The organism is Devosia indica (genome assembly GCF_003056405.1).
Lineage (GTDB): Bacteria > Pseudomonadota > Alphaproteobacteria > Rhizobiales > Devosiaceae > Devosia > Devosia indica.
On record NZ_PYVZ01000007.1, the window covers coordinates 79,560 to 103,924 of the forward strand.

24 protein-coding genes are annotated in these 24,365 nt (G+C 61.9%); 18 read left to right on the forward strand and 6 right to left on the reverse strand.

Features of this window, described 5'->3' with window-relative positions; translation table 11 throughout:
* Positions 1 to 94: 94 nt before the first annotated feature.
* A complete protein-coding gene (locus DDE76_RS08775) occupies positions 95 to 835 on the reverse strand; it encodes an SDR family oxidoreductase (RefSeq protein WP_104894637.1) in 741 nt (246 codons plus the stop codon).
* A gap of 394 nt (positions 836 to 1,229) precedes the next feature.
* On the opposite strand from DDE76_RS08775, the gene DDE76_RS08780 reads away from it, so the two are divergent.
* The 4 genes from DDE76_RS08780 (at position 1,230) to DDE76_RS08790 (ending at position 6,792) form a co-directional block, all read left to right on the forward strand.
* The gene (locus DDE76_RS08780; RefSeq protein ID WP_104894636.1) at positions 1,230 to 2,657 is read left to right on the forward strand and encodes an autotransporter outer membrane beta-barrel domain-containing protein; all 1,428 of its coding nucleotides are present in this window, start codon (positions 1,230 to 1,232) and stop codon (positions 2,655 to 2,657) included.
* A gap of 247 nt (positions 2,658 to 2,904) precedes the next feature.
* Positions 2,905 to 6,150, forward strand: a complete 3,246-nt coding sequence (locus DDE76_RS08785) for an OmpA family protein (protein WP_104894635.1) — start codon at positions 2,905 to 2,907, stop codon at positions 6,148 to 6,150.
* A 10-nt stretch (positions 6,151 to 6,160) separates the two neighbouring features.
* On the forward strand, positions 6,161 to 6,283 hold the full coding sequence (locus DDE76_RS20030; protein WP_281261858.1) for a hypothetical protein: 123 nt from the start codon (positions 6,161 to 6,163) through the stop codon (positions 6,281 to 6,283).
* Positions 6,280 to 6,792 carry an NADH-quinone oxidoreductase subunit E gene (locus DDE76_RS08790; protein ID WP_104894634.1) on the forward strand — a complete coding sequence of 171 codons (513 nt, stop codon included), beginning with the start codon at positions 6,280 to 6,282 and terminating at the stop codon, positions 6,790 to 6,792. Before DDE76_RS20030 ends, DDE76_RS08790 begins: the two co-directional genes overlap by 4 nt.
* Positions 6,793 to 6,795: 3 nt before the next feature.
* Here the strand turns inward: DDE76_RS08790 and DDE76_RS08795 are convergent, their stop codons facing one another.
* Complete coding sequence (locus DDE76_RS08795) at positions 6,796 to 7,746, reverse strand: alpha/beta fold hydrolase (protein ID WP_104894633.1); 951 nt, start codon at positions 7,744 to 7,746, stop codon at positions 6,796 to 6,798.
* A 174-nt stretch (positions 7,747 to 7,920) separates the two neighbouring features.
* Between DDE76_RS08795 and dapA the strand changes: the two genes are divergently transcribed.
* Together dapA and smpB are read left to right on the forward strand one after the other, a co-directional pair.
* A complete protein-coding gene (dapA, locus tag DDE76_RS08800) occupies positions 7,921 to 8,796 on the forward strand; it encodes a 4-hydroxy-tetrahydrodipicolinate synthase (protein ID WP_104894632.1) in 876 nt (291 codons plus the stop codon).
* Positions 8,797 to 8,801: 5 nt separating this feature from the next.
* On the forward strand, positions 8,802 to 9,299 hold the full coding sequence (gene smpB, locus DDE76_RS08805; protein ID WP_104894631.1) for an SsrA-binding protein SmpB: 498 nt from the start codon (positions 8,802 to 8,804) through the stop codon (positions 9,297 to 9,299).
* Positions 9,300 to 9,473: 174 nt separating this feature from the next.
* Here the strand turns inward: smpB and DDE76_RS08810 are convergent, their stop codons facing one another.
* Positions 9,474 to 10,025 (reverse strand): LabA-like NYN domain-containing protein, encoded by a 552-nt coding sequence (locus DDE76_RS08810; protein ID WP_104895063.1) that lies wholly within the window; start codon positions 10,023 to 10,025, stop codon positions 9,474 to 9,476.
* Positions 10,026 to 10,252: 227 nt separating this feature from the next.
* On the opposite strand from DDE76_RS08810, the gene rpoZ reads away from it, so the two are divergent.
* The 10 genes from rpoZ to DDE76_RS08860 all read left to right on the forward strand — a co-directional run bounded on the left by rpoZ (position 10,253) and on the right by DDE76_RS08860 (position 20,577).
* Positions 10,253 to 10,618 (forward strand): DNA-directed RNA polymerase subunit omega, encoded by a 366-nt coding sequence (rpoZ, locus tag DDE76_RS08815; RefSeq protein ID WP_104894630.1) that lies wholly within the window; start codon positions 10,253 to 10,255, stop codon positions 10,616 to 10,618.
* A gap of 194 nt (positions 10,619 to 10,812) precedes the next feature.
* Complete coding sequence (locus DDE76_RS08820; protein ID WP_104894629.1) at positions 10,813 to 13,092, forward strand: RelA/SpoT family protein; 2,280 nt, start codon at positions 10,813 to 10,815, stop codon at positions 13,090 to 13,092.
* Positions 13,085 to 13,675 (forward strand): orotate phosphoribosyltransferase, encoded by a 591-nt coding sequence (gene pyrE / locus DDE76_RS08825; protein ID WP_104894628.1) that lies wholly within the window; start codon positions 13,085 to 13,087, stop codon positions 13,673 to 13,675. The genes DDE76_RS08820 and pyrE overlap by 8 nt, the downstream gene beginning before the upstream one ends.
* A complete protein-coding gene (acpS, locus tag DDE76_RS08830; RefSeq protein ID WP_104894627.1) occupies positions 13,672 to 14,073 on the forward strand; it encodes a holo-ACP synthase in 402 nt (133 codons plus the stop codon). The genes pyrE and acpS overlap by 4 nt, the downstream gene beginning before the upstream one ends.
* 83 nt (positions 14,074 to 14,156) lie before the next feature.
* Entirely contained in the window at positions 14,157 to 14,981 is an 825-nt protein-coding gene (gene lepB / locus DDE76_RS08835) for a signal peptidase I (protein WP_104894626.1), read from the forward strand.
* On the forward strand, positions 14,978 to 15,685 hold the full coding sequence (rnc, locus tag DDE76_RS08840; protein WP_104894625.1) for a ribonuclease III: 708 nt from the start codon (positions 14,978 to 14,980) through the stop codon (positions 15,683 to 15,685). The genes lepB and rnc overlap by 4 nt, the downstream gene beginning before the upstream one ends.
* A complete protein-coding gene (gene era / locus DDE76_RS08845) occupies positions 15,682 to 16,605 on the forward strand; it encodes a GTPase Era (protein ID WP_104894624.1) in 924 nt (307 codons plus the stop codon). The genes rnc and era overlap by 4 nt, the downstream gene beginning before the upstream one ends.
* Before the next feature lie 75 nt (positions 16,606 to 16,680).
* Positions 16,681 to 17,385, forward strand: a complete 705-nt coding sequence (gene recO, locus DDE76_RS08850; RefSeq protein ID WP_104894623.1) for a DNA repair protein RecO — start codon at positions 16,681 to 16,683, stop codon at positions 17,383 to 17,385.
* Between the two features lie 396 nt (positions 17,386 to 17,781).
* On the forward strand, positions 17,782 to 20,082 hold the full coding sequence (parC, locus tag DDE76_RS08855; protein ID WP_104894622.1) for a DNA topoisomerase IV subunit A: 2,301 nt from the start codon (positions 17,782 to 17,784) through the stop codon (positions 20,080 to 20,082).
* 186 nt (positions 20,083 to 20,268) lie between these two features.
* A complete protein-coding gene (locus tag DDE76_RS08860; RefSeq protein ID WP_104894621.1) occupies positions 20,269 to 20,577 on the forward strand; it encodes a Dabb family protein in 309 nt (102 codons plus the stop codon).
* Between the two features lie 4 nt (positions 20,578 to 20,581).
* Here DDE76_RS08860 and DDE76_RS08865 read toward each other — a convergent pair whose 3' ends face one another.
* The 3 genes from DDE76_RS08865 to hemB form a co-directional block, all read right to left on the reverse strand.
* Complete coding sequence (locus tag DDE76_RS08865; protein WP_104894620.1) at positions 20,582 to 21,313, reverse strand: arginyltransferase; 732 nt, start codon at positions 21,311 to 21,313, stop codon at positions 20,582 to 20,584.
* Between the two features lie 61 nt (positions 21,314 to 21,374).
* Positions 21,375 to 21,905, reverse strand: coding sequence for an RDD family protein (locus DDE76_RS08870; RefSeq protein ID WP_104894619.1), 531 nt, complete (start codon positions 21,903 to 21,905; stop codon positions 21,375 to 21,377).
* Between the two features lie 63 nt (positions 21,906 to 21,968).
* Entirely contained in the window at positions 21,969 to 22,982 is a 1,014-nt protein-coding gene (gene hemB / locus DDE76_RS08875) for a porphobilinogen synthase (RefSeq protein WP_198650873.1), read from the reverse strand.
* Positions 22,983 to 23,055: 73 nt separating this feature from the next.
* Between hemB and DDE76_RS08880 the strand changes: the two genes are divergently transcribed.
* Complete coding sequence (locus DDE76_RS08880) at positions 23,056 to 23,463, forward strand: DUF6163 family protein (RefSeq protein WP_157955726.1); 408 nt, start codon at positions 23,056 to 23,058, stop codon at positions 23,461 to 23,463.
* Between the two features lie 208 nt (positions 23,464 to 23,671).
* Positions 23,672 to 24,181 carry a transcriptional regulator LdtR gene (gene ldtR, locus DDE76_RS08885; protein ID WP_104894617.1) on the forward strand — a complete coding sequence of 170 codons (510 nt, stop codon included), beginning with the start codon at positions 23,672 to 23,674 and terminating at the stop codon, positions 24,179 to 24,181.
* The last annotated feature ends 184 nt before the right edge of the window (positions 24,182 to 24,365 follow it).

Genomic DNA, 24,365 nt, shown 5'->3' on the forward strand with positions numbered 1-24,365 from the left:
CCGAGACCCGGCGCGCAGTGTACTTGAGGACGTGAGCACCGGAAGCGGAGGAGATTGGCATTTGCAGACCAGCATCAGCGCGTGGCGGCAGGTCCTAGCCCCGCCCGATATAAGGCATGGTCGTCGCCATCACGGTCATGAACTGGACATTTGCCGAAAGTGGCAGGCCGGCCATATAGCGCACCGCGTCGACCACATGGGCCATATCAAATGTCGGCTCTGGCGCCATGCTGCCATTGGCCTGCAGCGACCCCGCGCTCATATTGCTCGTCATGTCCGTGGCCGCATTGCCGATATCGATCTGACCGCAGGCGATTTTGTAGGGCCGACCATCGAGCGAGATGGATTTGGTCAGCCCGGTAATGGCGTGCTTACTCGTTGTATAGGACGCCGCATGCGGTCGCGGCACATAGGCCGAGATCGATCCATTGTTGATAATGCGTCCGCCTTGCGGGCTCTGGTCGCGCATCATCCGGAACGCTCCCTGCGCAATATAGAACGCGCCATTGAGATTGGTGTCGATCATCTCGCGCCAGGTCGCCGCATCCAGCTCACCGAAATTGGCCGCCGGCGCAAACCGGCCCGCATTGTTGAACACCAGGTCAAGCCGCCCTTGGCGCCCAGCAATGCCCGCAAACATCGCCTCAACCGATTGCGGCTGGGTGACGTCGCAGACGTGACCGTCAAACCCGTTCTCTGCGCTGTGGGCATTCACCAGTTCCGCCCGCCGGCCGCAGATCACCACCCGCCAGCCATCCTGGGCCAGGCCACGCGCCACGCCCAGACCGATCCCCGAGGTTCCCCCCGTTACCAGCGCTACTTTTCCCTCGGCCATGCGGTACTCCTTATATCTTCCACGACTCTGCCACAGATCGGGCGCTCTGCCACATTCTTCCCGCGACACCGCCATCCATGCCATCTGCACGGGCGCAAAGCGGCAGGAACCTTACAATTTTAACGCTTTGTTCAACTCGCTTAACGGTCCGTTTCCATCTGTGTGCTGAATCTGCAACAACTGATGTGCAACCACATTGTGACGACCCCAAAACCGGCTTGCCGCGATTGCGTCAGCTTTTTGCATGCGTAGAGTGGGTCTTGCGAATCCATGCATGGGATCGTTTGTCGGTCGCAACGCGACGGCAACACACAGCACCACGAATTGTGTGGTCGCGTTTCGACAAACCGCTGGGTAACCGGCACCAAAAATGACTGACTTTGGAGGTCAATTAATGAAACTCAAGAGCCTTATCCTCGGTTCTGTTGCTGCCGCTGGTCTTTCGACCGCTGGCTTCGCTGCCGATCTGGGTGTCCTCACCTCGCTCGACGTCTGTGACTCGCTCGGCATCTCCGGCCTGACCATCTCGTCGGCTGACAACTGCCTGCAGATCACTGGCGGCGTGAAGTACGAATTCAACTGGGGCGACTTCAACGGCAACTTCAATGGTATGGGCGTCAACGCCGCTGCCGGCACCCGCAATGTCATGGACAATTCTAGCACCACCGTTGGTGGCACGACTTATGACAACGACTGGGACAGCAAGGTTGAGTCCTGGGTCAAGTTCGCAGGTACCGCTTCGTCTGACTTCGGTCCGGCTTCGGCTGTTATCAAGCTGAAGAACGAGTGGAAGGTTGAAGTTCGCGACGAAGGTTACTCGACCGGTGCCTATGTTGCTCCCGCTGGCAGCAACGCGGTGATCATCGATGAGGCCTATGTCTCGATCGGCGACACCACCACCATCATGGCTGGTAAGAAGGGCTCGATCGCTAACTTCGGCGACGACGAGCCGTTCAACTTCCTCGGCCTGTTCAACTCGGACGCGGTCGATAAGGGCGTAATGTTCGCCAAGGATCTGCCGTACGACGGTGGTCATGTCATCCAGGTCGTGTCCGACCTCGGTAATGGTGTTGTCGTCAAGGCTGGCCTTGAGAACCTCGACAGCAACGCGACTGCTGCCTTCGGTGCTGCTGTTCCGACCAATGCCGCTACTACCGCTGGTTGGTACAATGCCGTTCCGGGCGCGCAGAATGCCGGTACCGCTATTGGTGTGCTGGAATATGCTGGCGACGGCATCACCGCCCATGTTACCGGTATGGCCGGCGGCATCCTCGACGGCGTCGTTGAGAACTGGGCTGTCCACGCTGGCGTTACCGGCACGTTCGACATGTTCAAGGTCCGTGCTGCTGGTGCATACAGCGCCAACAACATGAACGACACCTACTGGAACGTCCTGGGTTCGGCTGAAGCCTCCTTCGACATGTTCAAGATCGCTCTGTCGGGCGAAGCAACCGGCGGCCAGAACAACGGCGTTGCCGTTGCCACGCAGACCGGTGTTGGTGGCTCCATCGGTGCAACGGTCACTGAAGGCGTCAGCATCAACCTCGGCGGTCGCTGGTTCGACGAAGACACCGGCACCAACAACACCGAAGGTTACCAGGTCGCTGCCCAGCTCGTGGCTGCCGTCTCTGAAACCATCACGATCACCGGTGAAGTTGGCGTCTATGGCACCAACAAGGCTGTTGCTCAGCAGACCGACTTCTACGGCGCTGCTGAACTCGCTTGGGCTCCGGGTGGTGGTTTCACCTCCTCGGTCAAGGGCGAAGCTCACCAGAACGGTGCCTACAAGGTCACCTTCAAGGCTGCCAAGGAATTCAAGTAATCCTTGGATTACTGCTGAATTCGGAAAGGCCCGGCTCTGCCGGGCCTTTCTTTTTTGCCCGTCACAACCACGGCGCCCACCTCTTCCCCCTTGAAGGGGGAGGTAGCGTCGCTCGACCCGAAGGGTCGTCGCAGAGCTAGGTGGGGGTGACCTTTACCCGACAGGCCGGACATCGCCCCTTTTCTCTTTGTCCCTGTCCGCAAATCATCTAACCTTTTGAAAATTGCGGTTTTCCAATGGATTCGGGATGATCAGGGACCTCCTTAAATGGGTGGCGCCGGGTGTTGTGACAGTGCTGGGCGGCACGATCGCAGCCCTGGCCATGGCAACACCGGCCATGGTGGCCAATCTGGCCGAAGAGAGCAGGGTGGCGCTCGATGCCTCCGGTTCGAACTGGGCGCATGTCTCGATCTCCGGGCGACAGCTTTCGCTATCGGGCACGACCTCTTCCGATACCGAACGGGATCTGGCCATGTCGCGGCTCGCCGCCCTGACAGGTATTGGCCGTATCGACCAAACCGTCACAATCGCGCCTCTTGCCGCGCCCTACCGAATTAACGTAGCGATCGAAGATGATGCAGTAAGCCTCTTTGGCAGCGTGCCAAATGAAGAGCTTCGTCAGTCACTGATGGCCATGCCGGGCCTGGCTGCTGTCGATCTGCAGATCAGGTCGGGCCAGCCTGACGAACAGCAATGGCGCAAGGGCGTGGAGTTCGCCCTCGCACAGGCCACCTTGGTCGAGTCTGGGCATTTCGAATTGTCAGGCCTCACCCTCAACGCCATCGGCCGCGCCCGTTCCGAGCAGGCCCTTGGTCATTTGCAGATGGCGCTTGCCGCGCTGCCGGACGGTATTGGCAGCGGCGACATCGCCGTCGAGCCGGTTCGGGTAACCCCCTATACCTGGCGCGCCGAATATGATGGCCAGCGCATCGCCATTTCAGGCCATGTGCCGGAAGAAAGACTGGTCGACCGCCTGCGCCTTGCCGATGTCTCTGGCGTGCCCATTGCCACCGGGCTGTCCCTGGCATCCGGTGCACCCGATGGCTTTGCCGAACAGGCCAGGCTTCTGGTCGAACAATTGGCTCGGCTTGAAGAGGGCGAGGCGCGGATTGTCGATGGGGTGAGCCACCTCACCGGCGTGCCGCCGAGCATAGAAGTCGCGCAGGCCGTAACCGAGGCCCTGTCTGGTCCCAATTCCATTGTTGAGCTGCAGCCGCCGCGCATCGCAGACTATTGGATCAGTATCAATCGCCAGCCCGGCAACGTTCTGGTCTTTGATGGCTATGTGCCCGATGAAGCCAGCCGGGCGCAATTCGCCGAGGTTGATGGTGCGGATGTGTCTTTCCTCAAATACGGAGCGGGTGCGCCGGAAGCTTATCACCGCGCGGTCGATTTCGGTCTCGAACTGCTCACCCATCTGTCTGAAGGCCGCTTTGCCCTTGCAGGCAATGTCGTGTCACTCTCGGGCTCTGCCCAGACGCCGACCGACTATCGGGCCATCCAGACCTTGCTTGAGACTGGCCTGCCCCAGGGAGTCGCTTTGGGCCAGATGGCCTACCAGGCCCCCGCCGCGGCCAGCTACAGCTTTGCCGCGCGGCGTGATGCAAGCGGCGCCGTGACACTTGAAGGGCTGCTGCCCAACCCGCAGGTCGAAACCGAGCTGCTGGCCATCGCAGGCCCGAATGCCCGTTCCAATGTCAGCTTCGCCTCCGGGGAACCCCCCAGTTTCGCAGCCTCGGCTGAGCAGGCCCTGCAATTCCTGCCCTGGCTGCGAAACGGCGTGGTCCGCTTCGATGGCGCAAGCTGGTCAGTGCAAGGGGAACCGGCATCAGCAATCGACAAGGGGTCCATCGAGGCCGAATTCGCCGTCCGTGGCCTGGCGCAAGCTGGCTGGAGCTTGGCACTGACGGAGCCACGGCCCGAACCGGTGATGGCTGATCCCTTTACCTGGTCCGCCGAACGTTTGCCCGATGGCAGTTTCCTGTTCGCCGGCAATGTGCCTGCTGCTTCCCTGCAGGCCTATCTCAAGGTTCATGTCGGCACCCGCGTGGCCGATACCAGCCGCGTTGCCCTGGGCGTGCCGGACAATTTCGCTGCTGAAGCCCGCGCTGCGGTCGATGCGCTGCTTGCATTGCAAGAGGGCAGGGCGGTGTTTGACGGCGCGGACTGGACCCTTTCGGGAGAGGCCGCAACGGCAGATGCGCGCGATGCCAGCCTGGAACTGGCCTCGGTGCTCAACCTTGATGGCGACGCCAAGATCAATGCGCCTGATCCCGTTAATGACGCGCCCTATCTCTGGTCGGCCAGCAAAGCGTCGGACGGCAGCATCGTCTTCAATGGCGCCGTTCCGGCCGAGTCGCTGCAGCGTTTCCTGGCTGTGCGGGGCGGTGATGCGGTGACGGACAACACGAGCGTCCGCACGGACGCGCCGGAGGCGTTTTCGAGCGAAGTGCTGCAGGCGCTCGACGTGCTGGCCCTGCTGTCTGATGGCGAAATCGCCTTTGACGGAACAGGCTGGACGGCGAATGGGGTCGGACTTACAGCCGATGTTCTCGCCGAGGCGGAAGCCGTTTTGGGAACCGCCGCGCCCCGTTGGTCGATCACCTTGCTTGAGCCCCAGATCCCGACGACCGAGCCCGAAAGTATTGAGGCGGCAACAGAAGCGCCGATAGCCGAACCAGAGCCTGCCCCCGCGCCGGCGCCGACCGAGGAGCCTGCTGCGACAGATGCACCTGAACCGGCGGCGGATGTTCCCGCGGCCGATCCAGCGAGTGATCCGGCCTACGCCTTTTCCGCCACGCGCGCGGCCGATGGCGCGGTCGAGCTGACCGGGTCAGTGCCGGCCGAAGCCACCGCGCGCTACGCCGCCACGTTGGCCGGCGCCGATGGCAGCGCCTTGCAGTTCAGGGCGGGGGCTCCGGAGGGGTTTGTCGGCAATCTGCAAACCGGCCTTCGCGCCCTTCTACAGTTGCAGTCCGGCCAATTGGCACTCGCTGATGGCGCCTGGTCCCTCACCGGCGAGGCGCCCTCTGCGACAGTCAGGACCGGGATCGAGTCGCAGATCGCGGCTCTCGGCACCGATTGGACCGCGACGATTTCCGCCCCAACCAATCTGGCACTCTGCCAGGCCCGCCTGGCCGAGCTTTCCGCGCACAATGCGATTCTCTTCCAGTCCGGCGCCGCCATCATTTCGGCCAGCGCCAGCGCCGAGCTTGACGCCTTTGCCGAGGCGCTCGTGCTCTGCCCCAACGCGGCCATCGATGTCGAGGGTCATACCGATAGCGATGGCGACGACCAGCGCAATCTGGCGCTTTCGGTCGCCCGGGCCGAAGCGGTGGTCAATGCGCTGATCGAGCGCGGCGTCGCCCCCGAGCGGCTCTATGCCATCGGCTATGGCGAGGCGCAGCCTGTTGCCGACAACGCGACCTCTGCCGGCAAGCGGCAGAACCGGCGCATTGTTGTTTCGGTTCGCGCCGCCGACGGCGCGGTTTGAGCACGTCGCCATGGGGCCATTCGGGGCAACGCTGCTCTTCCTTCTGGGCTATTACTGGCCCTTCATGGCCGTAGCTGCGCTTGTCGGCCTGGTGACGGGCTGGCTGAGCCTCAGTCGCAGGGAACCGGAGTGATCCCGCTGGACCACATCATCGAAGTGGCCTTGCTGGTGCTGGCCGCCTATCTGGGTGGCTGCCTGATTGGCTATGGCGCCCATTTGGCGGTTCGCGCCTACAAGTCCCGCCCGCAGCTTGCCCCGGCCATTGCCGCGCGCGAAGAGAAGTCTTCCAAGACAACAAAGACCGCCCCAGCGCCCGCCACCCGGTCTGCCGCCCGGCGCCTGGCTAGCGCCGTAGAACGCGAGGATACAGAGCCGGTCCAGGCCCCCGCCTCGTCCCAACTGCGCCCGCCGGACCTGCCCGCGCCGCGTGATGGCAAGGCCGATAATCTTCGCGCAATCAAGGGGATAGGGCCAAAAACGGAATCAGCACTCAACGATCTGGGCATCTACCATTATGATCAGATCGCGGCCTGGACCGGGGCGCATATCGACTGGCTCGAAGGCCGGATCGCGGTCAAGGGGCGCATCCGCCGCGAGCAATGGGTGGAACAGGCGGTCTTGCTGGCCACCGCCATCGCGTGATTGTCAGGCCACCCGGCGCTTGACGATACCCACTTCAAAGACGAACGCGGCGACCGCCTCGATTTCGGCTTGCTGGTCGAACAGGGCAGGCGACCCCTGGCCTGCAATCGTCAACGCAACCGCCTCGGGCCGGCGATTGACCATTTCCTCATAGGTTTCGCGCCGCAACTGATCGGTCAATTGCGTGCGCAACAGCATCAGGGGAGCACAGCGGAGCGCCTCATAGAGCGGCCATTGCGCCACCAGGATATCGTCAAAACCGATATCCTTGATCTGCTCCAACAGGCGCGGGTCGAACAGCGGCCGGGCGCGGCCGCGCTTGTCGAACCAATGGCTGCGCAGCGCCAGCTTGTCCAGTTCGGCTTCCGAATGCCCCGGATAATCCCCGCCCAGCATGCGCCGAAACCCGCTGGCAACCGCCTTGGCGCCCCGCAGCGCTTCCACATGGGCCAGATTGTTGCGCAGCCGCACAATGCCGCGGGAATCAGTCACCGGCCCGGAATCGAGCAGGATCGTTCCACCCAGCAGCAGGGGATGTTTTGCCGCCAGCGCCATGGCCACCTGGCCGCCATGCCCCTGGCCGAGCAGCACGGCTTTACTGATACCCAGAGCTGCCAGCACATCGGCCACGTCGTCTGCATCGGCCAGCGTGCTGTAGGGTGTCTTGCGCGGCCGGTCATCGGCGCGGCCGCGTCCCGGCAGGTCGATCAGCACCATCGGCCAGTCGCCCGTGCCAAGCCGCTGAAAATGGGCGGCAAAGGCGGAAAAATCGCTCATGTTCCGGTGATAGCCGGCCAGGCAGACCAGCGGCATGCGGCCACTGCGGAAATCACCGCGCAAATGCACCGCCGCACGGGTGCGCGCATCGCTCAGGCAAATATGCGTTGCTGGCAGCCCGGCGAATGCCGGGTGTCCTTCGGGGACCTTGCGAGGGCGGCTGAACAGCGGTTCCATGGCGTCATCTAGCCGCGTGGAGCGCCGCGAAACAAGGCATTTCACCCGCCTTGTGGCGCGACGCTGTTGAAAGTATGGTGCGCCCCGTTCGGCGCCAGCCGGCTCCGGACCAATCACCTATCAAAAATCTGCACCGGCTGGCGGGCCGGACCCCAATTGAGGAATACCGACAAAATGCTGCGAGGTTCGATAACGGCGCTCATCACCCCCATGCGCGATGGGGTTGTTGATGAGAAAGCCTTCTCCAGCTTTGTCGAATGGCAACTAGCCGAGGGCACACATGGCCTGGTTCCGGTGGGCACCACGGGTGAAAGCCCCACTGTCAGCCATGAAGAACATCGCCGCGTGGTCGAGATCTGCATTGAAGTCGCCAATGGCCGCGTGCCGGTGGTGGCCGGGGCAGGTTCCAACTCGACCGCCGAAGCCGTTGCCCTCGCAAAGTTCGCCGAAAAGACCGGGGCCAATGCGGTGCTCTCGGTCGTGCCCTATTACAACAAGCCCAATCAGGAAGGCCTGTTCCAGCATTTTTCTGCTGTCGCCAGCGCCATTGGCATTCCGGTCATTCTCTATTCGGTGCCGGGCCGCACCATTGTCGATCTGACCGTGGACACCATCGCCCGCCTGCGCGACGCCCATGCCAATATCATCGGCGTCAAGGACGCGACCGGCAGCATGGAGCGCGCTACCATGCAGCGCAACAAGCTGGGCAAGGAGTTCATCCTGCTTTCCGGCGATGACAGCACTGCGCTTGGCTTTAACGCCCATGGCGGCCATGGCTGTATTTCGGTGACCTCCAATGTCGCCCCGCGCCTGTGTGCGCAGATGCAGGAGTTGTCCCTTGCCGGCGATTTCAATGCTGCCCGCGACATCAACGACAAGCTGGCCTTCCTCCACAAGGACTTGTTCATGGAGCCCAATCCGGCTCCGGCGAAGTATGTCGCCAACCGGCTCAACCTCTGCGCCAATGAAATGCGCCTGCCGCTGACCCCCATCAGCAAGCCCACGCAGGACGCCATGGACTTTGCAATGCGTCACGCAGGCCTTATCTAGGTTCGATGGCAGCAAAGAACGACAAGAACAAGAATGGTTGGATCAGCCACGGACAAGTGGCTGAGAACCGTCGCGCGCGCTTCGATTACGAGATCGGAGACACGGTCGAGGCCGGTATCGTCCTGACCGGCACCGAGGTGAAGTCACTGCGTCTGGGCAAGGCACAAATTGCCGAATCCTACGCGTCCCCCGAGCGCGGCGAACTCTGGCTCATCAACGCGCATATTCCCGAATACCTGCAGGCCAACCGCTTCAACCACGAGGAAAAGCGCCCGCGCAAACTCCTCGTCTCGAAAAAACAATTGGCCAAGCTCGACCAGGAAGTGGCCCGCTCCGGCAATACCATCGTGCCGCTCAAGCTCTATTTCAACGATCAGGGCAAGGCCAAGCTGCTGATCGGTGTCGGCAAGGGCAAGAAGAACTACGACAAGCGCGCCACCAGCCGCGACCGTGACTGGAACCGCGACAAGGCTCGCATCCTGAAAGAGGGTGGGCGGGGCTGAGAGCCGTCCCGCAGGGCAAATCTCTCCGGTGGAGAGATTTGAGGCGATCAGGCCATGAGAGCTATGCTCGAATGGCGGGGTGCCGCTGACGGTTCGCGAAGCGAATGCCTGGCTCCAGTGGAGCCGGGCAAGTCAAGAAGGCCATGAGAGCTAGGCTCGAATGGCGGGCGTCTTTCAGGCCTCGACCGGCTTCTGCACCTGCGGGCGCCCGACTGTCTTGGCCAGTTCTGCCACGTCCATGAAGAAATCGGCCTGACGCCGCAGATCGTCCGAAATCATCGGCGTTGGCGTCGTCAGCGTGGACACCACGGTAATTCGCTTGCCGCGGCGCTGCAGGGCCGCCACTAGCGCGGTGAAATCGCCATCGCCGGAAAACAGCACCAGGTGATCGTAATAGGGGGCCTGCTCGAGCGCATCCACGGTCAGCTCGATATCCATATTGCCCTTCACCTTGCGGCGGCCCAGGGAGTCGGTGAACTCCTTGGCGGGCTTGGTCACGACCGTGTAGCCATTGTAATCGAGCCAGTCGATCAGCGGCCGGATCGAGGAATATTCCTGATCTTCCACCAGCGCCGTGTAGTAATTGGCCCGCAGCAGGTAGGCCTTGGCGCTGAATTCAGTCAGCAGCTTGCGATAATCAATGTCGATGCCGATTGCCTTGGATGTGGCATAGAGATTGGCACCGTCGATAAACAGGGCAATCTTTTCGCGCGGATCAATGGCCATAATGAACACTCCCGTAGGGGCAGGGGCCACCCTTGTTGAAAATGCCGTCAAAGACGGTTGGCAGAATAAATTCCGCAGATACCTTTAAATCTTAAGTTCGGTATTCGCACATTCTCGTGCCTGCGTAAAGCGGAGACCGCATTCGTGTCCTCTGCCTTGCAAGCCTTGTCATTGTCATCGCCATCGTGTATTGCGGCCCTTCATTCCCCCAAAGTGTGGAGACGTCCGTGGCCCGCGTCACCGTTGAAGACTGCATTGAAAAGGTCGAGAACAGGTTCGATCTCGTCCTCATGGCCGCCCATCGCGCGCGCATGATTTCCTCCGGCGCCCAGATCACCGTGTCGCGCGACAACGACAAGAATCCTGTCGTTGCCCTGCGCGAAATTGGTGATGGGACCATCTCGCCCGAAGATCTGCACGAGGACCTGATTCACTCGCTGCAGAAATATGTCGAGGTCGACGAGCCCGAAAACAGCGCTGCGCCGATGATCGAAAGTGGCGACGACGACGCCATCAATTTCGATACCATCAGCGAAGAAGAGCTGCTGCGCGGCATCGAAAGCCTGGCGCCGCCGGAGCGTCGGGACGACTAGGCTGCGTCCTGCAAATCGCTCCAGTGGAGCGATTTGAGCAGACTAGGCCATGAGAGCTACGCTCGAATGGCGTGCACCGGCCTTGCGGCGCATGGTGATCGGATTATATCAGGGAGCGTCCGGCATGTGCCGGGCGCTCTTTTCATTTCTGTCACAGGCGCTAAGCTCGGCAGGGCGAGCGGGCGGCTAATTCCATGATGCGTCAGTACGAGCTTGTCGAGCGGGTTCAGGCTTATAACCCGAACGCCGACGAGCAATTGTTGAACAAGGCCTATGTCTACGCCATGCAAAAGCATGGCTCGCAGAAGCGTGCCTCGGGCGACCCCTATTTCAACCACCCGCTCGAGGTGGCGGCCATCCTGACCGAATTGAAGCTTGATGACGCCTCGATCGCGGTGGGGCTGCTGCACGACACCATCGAGGACACTGACGCGACCCGCGCCGAGATCGACCAGATGTTCGGCGGCGAGATCGGCACCATTGTCGACGGCCTGACCAAGATCGAACGTCTCAACCTGGTTTCGCGCGAAGAGGCGCAGGCCGAAAACCTGCGCAAACTCTTGCTGGCCATCAGCCAGGACGTGCGTGTCCTTCTGGTCAAGCTGGCCGACCGCCTGCACAACATGCGCACCCTGCAGTTCATGGCGCCGGAAAAGCAGCGCCGCATTGCACAGGAAACCATGGATATCTATGCCCCGCTGGCCGGACGCATGGGTATGCAGGACATGCGCAATGAGCTTGAAGACCTCAGCTTCCGCATTCTCCAGCCCGACCACTATACGGCCATCACTGCCCGCCTCGAGCAGATGCAGGCCGACAACCGGGAAACCATCGACACCATTACCGCCGAACTGACCGAGCGCCTGAGTGAGGCAGGCATCACCGCGCGGGTCAAGGCGCGGGTCAAGTCTCCCTATTCGATCTTCTCCAAGATCGAGCGCAAGTCGATTGCGCTGGAACAGCTTTCCGACATGATCGGCTTCCGCGTCATCGTCACCTCACCAGAGGAATGCTACCGCACGGTCGGTTTGATCCATACGACCTGGAAGGTCGTGCCGGGCCGCTTCAAGGACTATATCTCGGTCCCCAAGCACAATGATTATCAGTCCATCCACACCACCATTGTCGGCCCCAGCCGGCAGCGCGTGGAGCTGCAGATCCGCACCGAAGACATGGATCGCATCGCCGAATTCGGCATCGCCGCCCATGCGCTCTACAAGGATGGCGCCTCGGCCAATCTGGGCCGCATCGAGATGGAATCGCATGCCTATGGCTCACTGCGCCAGACCATCAGCCACCTGACCTCGGGCATCTCGACCGAGGACTTCCTGGAATATACCAAGCTCGAACTGTTCCAGGATCAGGTGTTCTGCTTCACCCCGCGTGGGCGGCTGATCGCACTGCCGCGTGGCGCCACGCCCATCGATTTCGCCTATGCGCTGCACACCGACATCGGCGACACCTGTGTTGGCGCCAAGATCAATGGCCTCATCCTGCCATTGGTCACCCAGCTCCGCTCCGGCGACGAAGTGGAAATCCTGCGCGACCAGAACCATCGCCCGCCCTCGAACTGGATCGGCATTGCCGCCACCGGCAAGGCGCGTGCCGCCATTCGCCGTGCCGTGCGGCAGGCTGCCGCGCAGCGCGCCTATGCCCTGGGCGAACATGTGCTCAGCATGATGCTCGAGCGCGAAGGCGTCATGCTCGATGAGAGCGAGGGGACCGCCCTGGCCGAAGCCCTCGAATACGGGAACAAGCGCGACCTGCTGGTCGCCGTGGGTGAGGGCAAGGTAGGCTCTGAAGCCCTTGCCGCTGCTCTGGCGCAGATCAAGGGCATCCGCAAACGCCGCCGCAAGCTTGACTTGCCCGTGGCCGATACCGCCGACGGCTGGTTCGCCTTGCGTTCGACCGACGAGTTCAGGTTCCGCGTTCCAGGTGGGCAGCGCCCCGGTTCGCGCGCCAAGGCGGCCATGGCGCAATTGGATTTCCATACCCCGGTGACCATTTCGGGCGAGGGGATCGTGCCCGGCGATCGCCTGGTCGGCATTCTTGAGCCCGACAGCCCGCTCGTGGTCTATCCGATCCACTCCGATGCCCTGATCGCCAAGCACGACAGCGATGTCGCCTGGGTCGATGTGCGCTGGAACCTGGCCCGTGGCGACGAGAAGTCCTATGCCGCTGTCATTTCCATGGAATCGGTCAACAAGCCCGGTTCCCTGGCGCAGATTTCCTCGGCCATCGCCGCGTGTGACGCCAACATCAATAATCTGGTGATGCGCATGATCTCGCCCGACTTTCACCAGATGATCTTCGAAATCGAGGTGCGCGACCTTGCGCAACTCACCGATGTTCTGGCAACGCTCAAGCGCAGCCCCGGCCTCTCGGCTGTTCAGCGCGCCGGACTGCGCGAAGCGGGCATGATCTCGACCCTGGAATGGGACGGCAATATCGATAGGAGCGGACGCGATGGATAAGGACCAGGTTTTGCAGATTTTCCGCGATTGCGGTGCCATGCTGGAGGGACATTTCATCCTGTCCTCGGGGCTGCGGTCACCGGTCTTTCTGCAGAAGGCCAGGGTCTTCCAATACGCGGAACAGACCGAAAAGCTCTGCAGCGCCCTTGCCGAGCGGATCAAGGCCGAAGTGCCCGGCGTCACCAAGGTGGTTTCGCCCGCAATTGGCGGCATCATCCCCGGCTACGAAACCGCGCGCCAGCTTGGTGTTCCCGCGCTCTATACCGAGCGCGTGGAAGGCCAGTTCGAATTGCGCCGCGGCTTCGAGATCGGGCCCGATGACAAGGTGATCGTGGTCGAGGATATCGTCTCCACCGGCCTCTCCATCCGCGAATGCGTCGCTGCCCTGCAAAACCTCGGCGCCAATGTCGTTGCCGCTGCCTGCCTCATCGACCGTTCCGGTGGCGAGGCCGATGTCGGCGTGCCGCTGGTCAGCCTGATCGAATTCAAGGTTCCGGCCTATCCGGCCGACCAATTGCCGCCGGAACTGGCCGCCATTCCTGCCGTCAAACCCGGCAGCCGCGGCATTCAGGGGGTGAAATGATTGTCGGCCTGGGCTCCGACCTGATCCAGATCCACCGCGTGGAACAAACGCTCGCAAAATATGGCGACCGTTTCACCAATCGCTGCTTCACCGGGATCGAGCAAAAAAAGTCCGATCGGCGGGCCCAGCGCGCCGCGTCCTACGCCAAGCGCTTCGCCGCCAAGGAGGCCTGTTCCAAGGCTTTGGGGACAGGCCTGTCCCAAGGCGTTTACTGGCGCGACATGGGTGTGGTGAACCTGCCATCGGGCAAGCCGACCATGCGCCTGACCAATGGCGCGGCACGGGCGCTGGCGCGCCTTGTGCCAGAAGGACACGAGCCCCATATCCATCTCACCATCACCGATGACGCGGGCCTGGCACAGGCGTTTGTCATCATCGAAGCCCTGCCGATCCGCTGAGCCCGCTGTGTGGGCCACTCAAGCAAGTTGACCCCAGCGGGCCAAACGCATAACCCTTCGGCACCGCATTATCGGGAAAAACCATGACTCAGCCTGCCGACAAGTCGACCAAGAAATCCGCCACCAATGAGTGGGTGGAGACCTTCGTGGTCATCATTGAGGCGCTGCTGATCGCCATTGTGCTGCGGTTCTTCCTGTTCCAGCCCTTCTCCATCCCCACTGCATCGATGCAGCAGACCCTGATGATCGGCGACTATTTCGTCGCCAACAAATTCGTCTGGGGCTATGGCAAGCACTCGTTTTCGCTTGGCCGCTACGGCAATTTCACCCTGCTCGATTTCGAACTGCCCATTTCCAACCGCATTCTGGGCCGCGAGCCCAATCGCGGTGATATCGCCGTGTTCCGGCCCGTCCCGCAGTCCATGGAATACATCAAGCGCGTCGTCGGCATGCCGGGCGACCGCATCCAGATGCAGGATGGCCGCCTCTACATCAATGGCGAGATGGTCGAGCGCGAAATGGTGGGCACCACCATGGACACCGACAGCAGCGGCGATACCCGCGAAGTCACCGTCTATCGCGAGACCTTCCCCGAGGGCACGACCCACCTGATCCAGGAAATCGGCGACAATCTCTCGCTCGACAACACTCCTGAATACCTGGTGCCGGCCGGGCACTATTTCATGATGGGCGACAATCGTGATCGCTCCGCCGACAGCCGCGTCCTGAGCCAGGTGGGCTATGTCCCCTCGGTCAACCTGATCGCCAAGGCCGAAGCGCGCTTCTTCTCCATCAAGGACAATCTGCCGCCCTGGCAGATCTGGCAGTGGCCGGCCAATGTGCGCTGGGACCGCATGTTCCGCTCGGTCTATGGCGACACGCCATACGACACCACGGCTGGCCAGTGAGCCGGCGCGACAAGTCCCACGAAAAGCTCCAGTTCCGGCTAGGCTACCGCTTCGCCGATCCGGATCTGCTGGATCGCGCGCTGACCCATTCGAGCGCCATTTCACCGGGCAAGCGCATCGAGCGCTCCTACCAGCGACTCGAATTCCTTGGCGACCGCGTGCTCGGCCTGGTGGTTGCCGACATGCTCTATCGCCGCTACCCCAAGTCGAACGAGGGTGAGCTGAGCCGCTCGCTCAACACCCTTGTGCGCAAGGAGACCTGCGCCGAAATCGCCCGCCAGCTCGATCTGGGCAAGGAAATGATCCTGGGCGAGAGCGAAGCCCGCTCCGGCGGCGCCGACAAGGACGCCATTCTGGGCGACGTCACCGAAGCCATTATCGGCGCCATCTATCTCGATGGCGGGCTGGAGCCGGCCCGCAACTTCATCGAGCGCCTGTTCGAGGAATTTCTTGCCGACGGGCAGGCCAATCGCGCCGACGCCAAGACCACGCTGCAGGAGTGGGCCCAGGCCCGCGGGCTCGAACCGCCATCCTATGTTCTGGTCGAGCGCACCGGCCCCGATCACGCGCCAGAATTCACCATTGGTGTCGATCTGGTCGGCTTTGCACGGATCGAGGCCATTGGCCCGTCCAAGAAGATTGCCGAACACCGCGCCGCCGAACTATTTCTGGTCGACCAGAAGGTCTGGAAACCCAAGCCATGAACACGCCAACCGAACTCGCCGATACCTCTTGTGGCTTCATCGCCCTGGTCGGCGCGCCCAACGCCGGCAAGTCGACCCTGCTCAACGCGCTGGTCGGCACCAAGGTGTCCATCGTCACCCACAAGGCCCAGACCACGCGGTCCCAGGTGCGTGGCGTACTGACCCTGGACCAGGCGCAATTGGTCTTTGTCGACACCCCCGGCATTTTTGCCCCGAAAAAGCGCCTTGAGCGCGCCATGGTGGAAAACGCCTGGGGCGGGGCAGGGGACAGCGACATCGTCGCCTTCCTCATCGATGCCGATCGCGGCGTCACCCCGGAAATCGAAACCCTGCTCGAGGGTCTGGAAAACATCCGCCAGCCCAAGGTGCTGATCCTGAACAAGATCGACACCGTCAAGCCCGAGAGCCTGCTGTCTCTCAGCCAGGCGCTCAACGACCGCCTGCGCTTTGAAGCCACCTTCATGCTCTCCGCCCTCAAGGGCCATGGTGTGCAGGATTTCATCGACTGGTGCGTCAAGCATATCCCGCCCGGCCCCTGGCATTTCCCGGAGGACCACCTCACCGATCTCACCATGGCCATCACCGCGGCCGAGGTGACGCGCGAAAAGCTCTTCCTGCGCGTCCACGACGAGATTCCCTACAATTCCACGGTCGAAACCGAGAGCTTCAAGATCCAGAAGGACGGCTCCTACAAGATCGACCAGGTCGTCTATGTCAGCCGCGACAGCCACAAGAAGATCGTGCTCGGCGCCGGCGGCCAGACCATCAAGGCCATCGGCGCGGAAAGCCGCAAGGAGCTGATGGCCATGTACGATGTGCCCATCCATCTCTTCTTGTTCGTCAAGGTCCGCGAAAAATGGGCCGACGATCCGGAGCGCTATCAGGAAATGGGCCTGGAATTCCCAGCCGGCAAAAAATGAAAAGAGTGAGCGGCGAATGGCGAATAACGAGTAGAGGCGCCGCTATCTGCTACGCCCTGTTCACCACTCGCTAACATGGAATGGACCGGTGAAGCCCTGCTCATAGGCGTGCGCCGCCACGGCGAAACCAGCATCATTGCCGATGCCATGGTCGCCGGGCGCGGCCGCTATATGGGCCTCATCCGCGGCGGCCGGTCCTCGAAACTCTCGGCCACCCTCCAGCCTGGCAACACCGTCCAGCTGACCTGGCGCGCCCGTCTCGAAGATCACCTCGGTACTTTCACGGTCGAGCTGCTCCAGGGCCGCGCCGCCGGCCTCATCGCCGACCGCCAGCGGCTCTATCTCGCGCAGACCATTTTCGAGCATCTGCACCTGTTGCCCGAGCGCGACCCGCATGACCGCCTGCTTGGCATGGCGTTGCAGCTCATCGACAACGATCCGGACGGCGCGGCCCTGGCGAAGTTCGAGCTGACCTTGCTCGATGAACTCGGCTTCGGCCTCGACCTCACCAATTGCGCTGCAACCGGCGTCACCGACGACCTCACCCACGTCTCGCCCAAATCCGGCCGCGCTGTCTCCCGTGCCGCTGCCGAGCCATACAAGGACCGCCTGCTACCGCTCCCCAGCTTCCTGGCCGCGCGCGGCAATGCTTCGCCCGACGACATCCGCAAGGCTTTCCGGCTCACTGGCCATTTCCTTGATATGCATCTCTGGTCCGCAAGGCAGATTGATCCGCCGCCCACGCGTGAACCGCTGATCGAGTTGCTGAGCCGCGACTAGGGCCCACTTATCCCCGCGGGACAAAGCGGGGCTATGATCTCCCCATCACTCCCGCGCGGACGGACTGCAGCGAACTTTGCGGGAGGAGCCGGTTGGGTGCTGGGTCGCTCCAGTTCCTGCCTGCTCGTTGGGCCACCTTGCGACGAGCGATCAATAGGGGCCACGACAGCAGGAGAAACCCGGCGTTCCGAGGCGGCGACGTCTCTATTTATCTAAGTTTACCGAGACGCACGTGCCTCGGAACACGTCCACCGCATAGCCGGAAGCCGATGGCTGTCCGACGCTTCGGCACGCCTTATCGGTGCACAAACCCCAGGAAATCTGCGGCTTTTCTCGCCCTCGGCCCCCCGCCCGCTATACTCTGCTCCTGATTCGTTCCCATGAACTGAGCCAAGCATGTCCGACGCCGATACCCTTCCACCGCCAGACGATCACCGCATTGTCGATCTCAAGCAGGCGCTTGAAGAGCGGTATCTGAGCTACGCCCTGTCGACCATCACCCAGCGCGCCCTGCCGGACGCGCGCGACGGCCTCAAGCCCGTGCATCGCCGCATCATCCACGCCATGCGCCTTCTGCGGCTCGATCCGAACCAGGGCTACAAGAAATCCGCCCGCATCGTCGGTGACGTGATCGGTAAGTTCCACCCCCATGGTGACCAGTCGATCTATGACGCCCTGGTACGCCTGGCCCAGGACTTCGCCCTGCGCTATCCCCTGGTCGACGGCCAGGGCAATTTCGGCAATATCGACGGCGATAGCGCGGCGGCCATGCGCTACACCGAAAGCCGCATGACCGAGGTGGCGACGCGCCTTCTCGAAGGCATAACCGAGAACGCAATCGACTTCAGGCCGACCTATGACGGTGAAGACGAGGAGCCGGTGGTGCTTCCGTCCAATTTCCCCAACCTGCTCGCCAATGGCTCGACCGGCATTGCGGTGGGCATGGCGACCTCGGTGCCGCCGCACAATCTGGTTGAGCTGTGCAATGCCGCGCTCAAGCTGATCCACAACCCAGCCGCCACCACCGAGGAACTGGTCCACGCTGATCTGTCAGCGCCGCCCAGCATGGACGATCTGATCCGGGGGCCGGATTTCCCGACCGGCGGACAACTCGTCGAAAGCCGCGCTTCGATCGTTCAATCCTATGAAACCGGTCGCGGCGCCTTCCGCCATCGCGCCATCTGGGAAAAGGAAGAAAAGGGCAGGGGCGTCTACCAGATCGTCATCACCCAGATTCCCTATGGCGTGCAGAAATCGCGGCTGGTCGAAAAGATCGCCGAACTGCTGCTGGCCAAGAAGCTCCCGCTTCTCAAGGACGTGCGCGACGAAAGCTCGGACGATATCCGCCTCGTCCTCGAACCGCGCGCCGGCACGGTCGATGCGGTTATCCTCATGGAGCAGCTCTTCAAGCTCACCGAGCTTGAGCTGCGCTTCAGCCTCAATCTCAATGTCCTCGATCACGGCACGACACCCCGGGTGATGAGCCTGGCCGATGCACTGCGCGCCTGGCTAGATCACCGCAAGGAAGTGCTGGTGCGCCGCTCCCAGCACCGGCTTGAGCAGATCGCCAACCGCCTCGAGGTTCTCGAAGGCTACATCATTGCCTATCTCAACCTCGATGAGGTGATCCGTATCATCCGCGAGGAGGATGATGCCAAGGCAAGCCTGATTGCGGCGTTCGATCTGACGGACAACCAGGCCGAAGCCATCCTCAACATGCGCCTGCGATCCTTGCGCAAGCTGGAGGAGCTCGAGCTTCGCAAGGAGCACACAACCCTCACCGAGGAAAAGGGCAAGCTCGAAACGCTGCTCGCCTCCGACAAGCGCCAATGGGGCGAAATCGCCAAGCAGGTCGAGACCCTCAAGAAGGCCTATCCCCTGTTTGAGGCCGATGGCACCACCCCGCATCCTCTGGGCGCGCGGCGTACCATTTTCGGTTCGGCCCCGGCCGCCGACGCTGCCGAAGTGTTCGAGGCCATGATCGAGCGCGAACCGATCACCGTTATTCTTTCGGAAAAGGGCTGGATTCGCGCGCCCAAGGGCCACAACGCACCGGCTGATGAGAAGAGCTTCAAGGCTGGCGACCGCCTCAAGCTGGCCTTCAACTGCGAAACCACCGACAAGCTCCTCATCCTCACCACTGGTGGCAAGGTCTTTACGCTCGGCGCCGACAAGCTGCCTGGCGGCCGAGGGCAGGGCGAACCGGTGCGCATCATGGTCGATATCGAGGAGGGGCAGGACATTGTCGACCTCTTCGTCTATTCGCCCGGCAAGCAGCGCATCGTGGCCTCTTCGGCCGGCTATGGTTTCGTCGTCAAGGAAGACGATCTGATCGCCAATACCCGCAAGGGCAAGCAGATCCTCAACGTCTCGCTGCCTGACGAGGCCCGCCTGATCGTGCCCTGCGATGGCGACCGCGTTGCCGTCATCGGACAGAACCGCAAGCTGCTTGTCTTCCCGCTGAGCCAGCTCGCCGCCATGGCGCGCGGCAAGGGCGTGCGTCTGCAGCGCTATAAGGATGGTGGCATCTCCGACATCAAGACCTTCTACGCCGCCGATGGCCTGACCTGGACGGACAGCTCCGGCCGCACCTATTCCAAGCCCACCGAGGAACTGGTCGACTGGCTCGGCGACCGCGCCACCGCCGGCCGCCAGCCCCCCACCGGCTTCCCACGGAACAATAAGTTCAAGGGCTAAGGGATTCTGTGGACTCGATACTTTCCGTTGAGCCTGAAGGGTGCGCAGTCCAGTCATCTCACCCTCATTCCCTCCCCCTTGAGGGGAGGGAAGCGAGATAGGACCTAGCTTAGGCTAAGTCCGTTGAATCGAGCAGGGTGGGGGTGTCGGTCTTTCAACGTGCTCGTACGCAAGAAAGAAAGCAGCATGATCCGCCACATCGTCCTCCTCCGCTTCCGCGCCGAAACCACCGCCGCGGAAAAATCCACGATCTACGCGGACCTTGAATCTCTACGTGAACTTGTCCCCGGCTTCCTGGGCATGAGCTATGGTGCCAATGCATCCCCCGAAGGACTGCATCAGGGATATACCGAGGGCTTCACCATGGATTTTGCCGACGAGGCGGCACGCGACGCCTATCTCGAACACCCAGCACACAAGGCGGCAGGCGGGCGCATGGTCGCAGCGCTCGAGGGCGGACGCGACGGACTGATCGTGTTCGATATGGTGGTGTGAGGCGCTATTCTTCCAGGCGCATCCAGCCCAGCGAGCCGCGTTGCACCTCAAGGGGGCGATAGTCGCCCTTATAGGCCATTTTGGGCGAGTCCTTCACCCAATAGCCGAGATAGACATAGCTGAGGCCAGCCGAACGGACCTGGTTGATATGATCGAGGATGAGGAAGGTGCCCAAGCTGCGCTGGGCCATGTCCGGATCATAGAAGGAATAGACCATGGACAGCCCGTCGGGCATCACATCGGTCAGCGCCACGGCCACCAGCGGCTGGTCAGGCAGGTCGCGCAGGCGATATTCCACCAGCACCGATTGCACCGGTGTATCCTCGACCATGTATTCATAGTCCTGGTAGCTCATCTGCGTCATGCCACCGCCCGAATGGCGGGCGTCGAGATAGCGCTTGAACAATTCATATTGCTCGATCGTCGCGACGGTCGGTTGCACGGCAATCGCAATATCGGCATTTGCCTTGTTAACGCGGCGAAAGCGCTTGTTCGGCGCAAATTCCTGCGCCACGATCCGCACCGACTGGCAGGAATTGCAGCCCTCACAGGCGGGTCGGTAGATCAGGTTCTGGCTGCGGCGGAACCCGTTATCGCTGAGCAATTGGTGCAGCATCGACGCCCGCCGCCCGCTCAGATGGGTGAACAGCTTGCGCTCCATCTTCCCGGGAAGATAGGGGCATGGCATCGCTGCGGTGAGAAAGAGCTGGGTTGTTTCCGGCGTCTGGTCGGTCATCACAGACCTATCGATGCATATTGGGTCAGATTAGCAGCTTTCCAGCCCCGCAAGCAACGCCTCACTCGCCACCGTGATAGGCATCCTGCTCGGACATGCGATGACGCTGCCAATGCCGCATCATCGGCGAGCGGCGCACCATGAGCGTGCCCATGATGAAGTCGTGGATCATCTGCCGGCGGGGCGTAAACAGGGCGAACAGCAGCGTCACCGGCCAGCAGATCCATATCGTGATCCAGAACACCAGTGCATGCAAGATCGCCATCCAGCCATCCAGCGGCTGGCCTCGCGTCGGGGTCAGCACGATATCCATCATCTGCATGCCCACCGTGGCCCGGCGATGCGACCCCAGCGTGGCGGCGTAGTAGAGAATGATGGCAGCCGGCACCGCAATGACCAGAGAAACCCAGGCCAGCCCGAAGGTGAAGAACCCCAGGATCGCGCCCACCACACTGATCGCCAGTACCAGGAACGACATCAGGATCACATCGATGATGTAAGCCGTAGCGCGCCGGGTCAGCAGCCCGTCGAACAATTCGGGGGCAGTGGAAGGATCGGGCAGATGGGGGCGGGCAGCGGCGTCCTGTGTCATGCAGCACACATTGTCACGCGCTGCACGGCTTGCAAGAGGGGTGGGCACATAATTGTGACCGGATCAGCCCCCCAGCTTCCGAGCCATCTCCAGTGCATAATAGGTCAGAATGCCGTTGGCCCCAGCCCGCTTGAACGCCCAGAGGCTTTCCAGCACCGCCGCATCGCGATTGATCGCCCCGGCCGCGCCGGCCATCTCGATCATCGCGTATTCCCCGCTCACCTGGTAGGCGTAGATCGGCACATTGAAGGCATCGCGGGCGCGCCGGATGACGTCGAGATAGGGCACGCCGGGCTTGATCATCACGCTGTCCGCGCCCTCGGCAATATCCTGCTCGATCTCGCGCATGGCCTCGTCGGAATTGGCATAGTCCATCTGATAGGTGCGTTTGTCGCCCTTGAGCCGGCTCCCAGACCCGACCGCTTCCCGGAACGGGCCATAGAAGCAGGATGCATATTTGGCGGCGTAAGACATGATCTGCACGCGTTCGAACCCTTCTGCATCGAGTGCCGCCCGGATCGCCGCCACGCGCCCATCCATCATGTCGGATGGCGCGATGATGTCGGCCCCGGCCCGCGCCTGCACCAGCGCCGATTTGACCATCACCGCGACCGTCTCGTCATTGAGGATTTCGCCGTCCCGCACCAGCCCATCCTGGCCATCGCTCGAATACTCGTCCAGCGCCACATCGGCGATCAGGCCAATCTCTGGCACGGCCTGTTTGATGGCGCTCAAGGCACGGCACATCAGACTGTCCGGATTGTGGGCCTCGGCGCCGTTCTCGCTGCGCAGGTGGTCGGGCGTATTGGGGAAGATCGCCAGCGCAGGAATACCGGCATCGTGAGCCTGCCGGGCGGCCTCGACCATCAGGTCGATGGACAGCCGCTCCACTCCCGGCATGGTCTTGATCTGGGTCGTCTCGTTCTGTCCCTCGATAACAAAGAGCGGCCAAATCAGGTCGCGGGGCAGCAATTCGGTCTCGCGCACCATGGCCCGGCTCCAGTCGGATTGCCGCAGCCGGCGCAGCCGTCGCCCTGCCAGAAAGGACATGTCGTGCTTGGGCCAGTTCTGGGTCATCGGGACTCTCCTTGTCGGGGACTAGTTACCAGCGCGCGCCTGCCGCTCCAAGCCACTGCTTGTCGCAGCCCGATTGGCAGAGTATCAAACCGCCATGCTGTTTCAGGCCCCAAATTTCTCGCTCTATGTCCGCGTTGTCGCCATCCTGGCGTTGATCCTGGGATTGAGCGATGCATCGCGGCTCCTCGGCATCAACCTGGGGGCCCAGAGCCCGATTACGGCCATGGGTTTTTCCGCCTTCGCGTTTCTTGCCGTGTTTTGCCTCGCCAAGCTTTTCGCGGCCGTAGGCTTGTGGATCAAGGCAAGCTGGGGCGCCGTGCTGCTGGTTGGTGTCACGACGCTGGAACTGGGGCTTTACCTCTCTGGCAGTCCCGATGTCCGAATGAGCCTGTTGGGCTTTGGCGTGCGTCTCGTGCTGCTGGCAGCCATCATTCTGATCTTCGGCCTGAGCCTGCGCTTTGCCAGGGCACAGGCCGATTGAAGGCAAGCCGGCAAGGTGTAGCCGTCCCCGTTAACACTCGGGAATGGTTACAATTTTCTCACCCAAGGTAAGGCGCCATTAAGCCAAATTCTCATTGCATTCCAGTAACATAGTTTTAAGCGTATGGCTTAGGGCGATCTTAGTCGGGTCGCCGTAGTTTGGCCCCATCAGATGCGAAAAATCGCACGTTGAAAACAGTGAGGCAAAAATGGCAATCAAGTCGAACGCGGCCGAGGCGCTCAACCCGGAACGTAGTGAAGGTCTCAAACCCCTTTACCTGGAAGCCGTCTCCCGCGTGGAGCGTCTCCACCGCCGCCTGCTCGATCTGATCAAGGACGAATTCGACCGCATGGGCTGGGACGATATCAACCCGGTCCAGGCGCTGCTGATGTTCAATATCGGCGACGCCGAGCTCACCGCCGGCGAGCTGCGCTCCCGCGGTTACTATCTCGGCTCCAATGTGTCGTACAATCTCAAGAAGCTGGTCGAGACTGGCTACATTTTCCAGGAGCGTTCGCGCACCGACCGCCGTTCGGTCCGCATCAAGCTCACGCCCAAGGGTGAGGAAGTGGCCGAGGTGATCGACGAACTTTATGACCGCCACCTGAAATCCATCGATAAGGTCGGTGGCTTGGGCGACGAGGAATTCGACGGCCTGAACAAGGCGCTTGCCCGCCTCGAACGCTTCTGGGTGGACCAGATTCTCTACAAGCTCTGATTTTTCCGGCCACAGGGGCCAGGGAAACGAGCGGCAGCTGGTGGCGTGTGTTGCCTCCATGCCACAACTGCTGAACAACGCCGGCCGAAAGGCCGGCGTTTCTTATTTGTGCCGCAAAGCGTGGGCAGCGGAGTTACCTGGTTGGAAACCATTTGCTGGCATGGCTAAAAATGCCATACGGGGT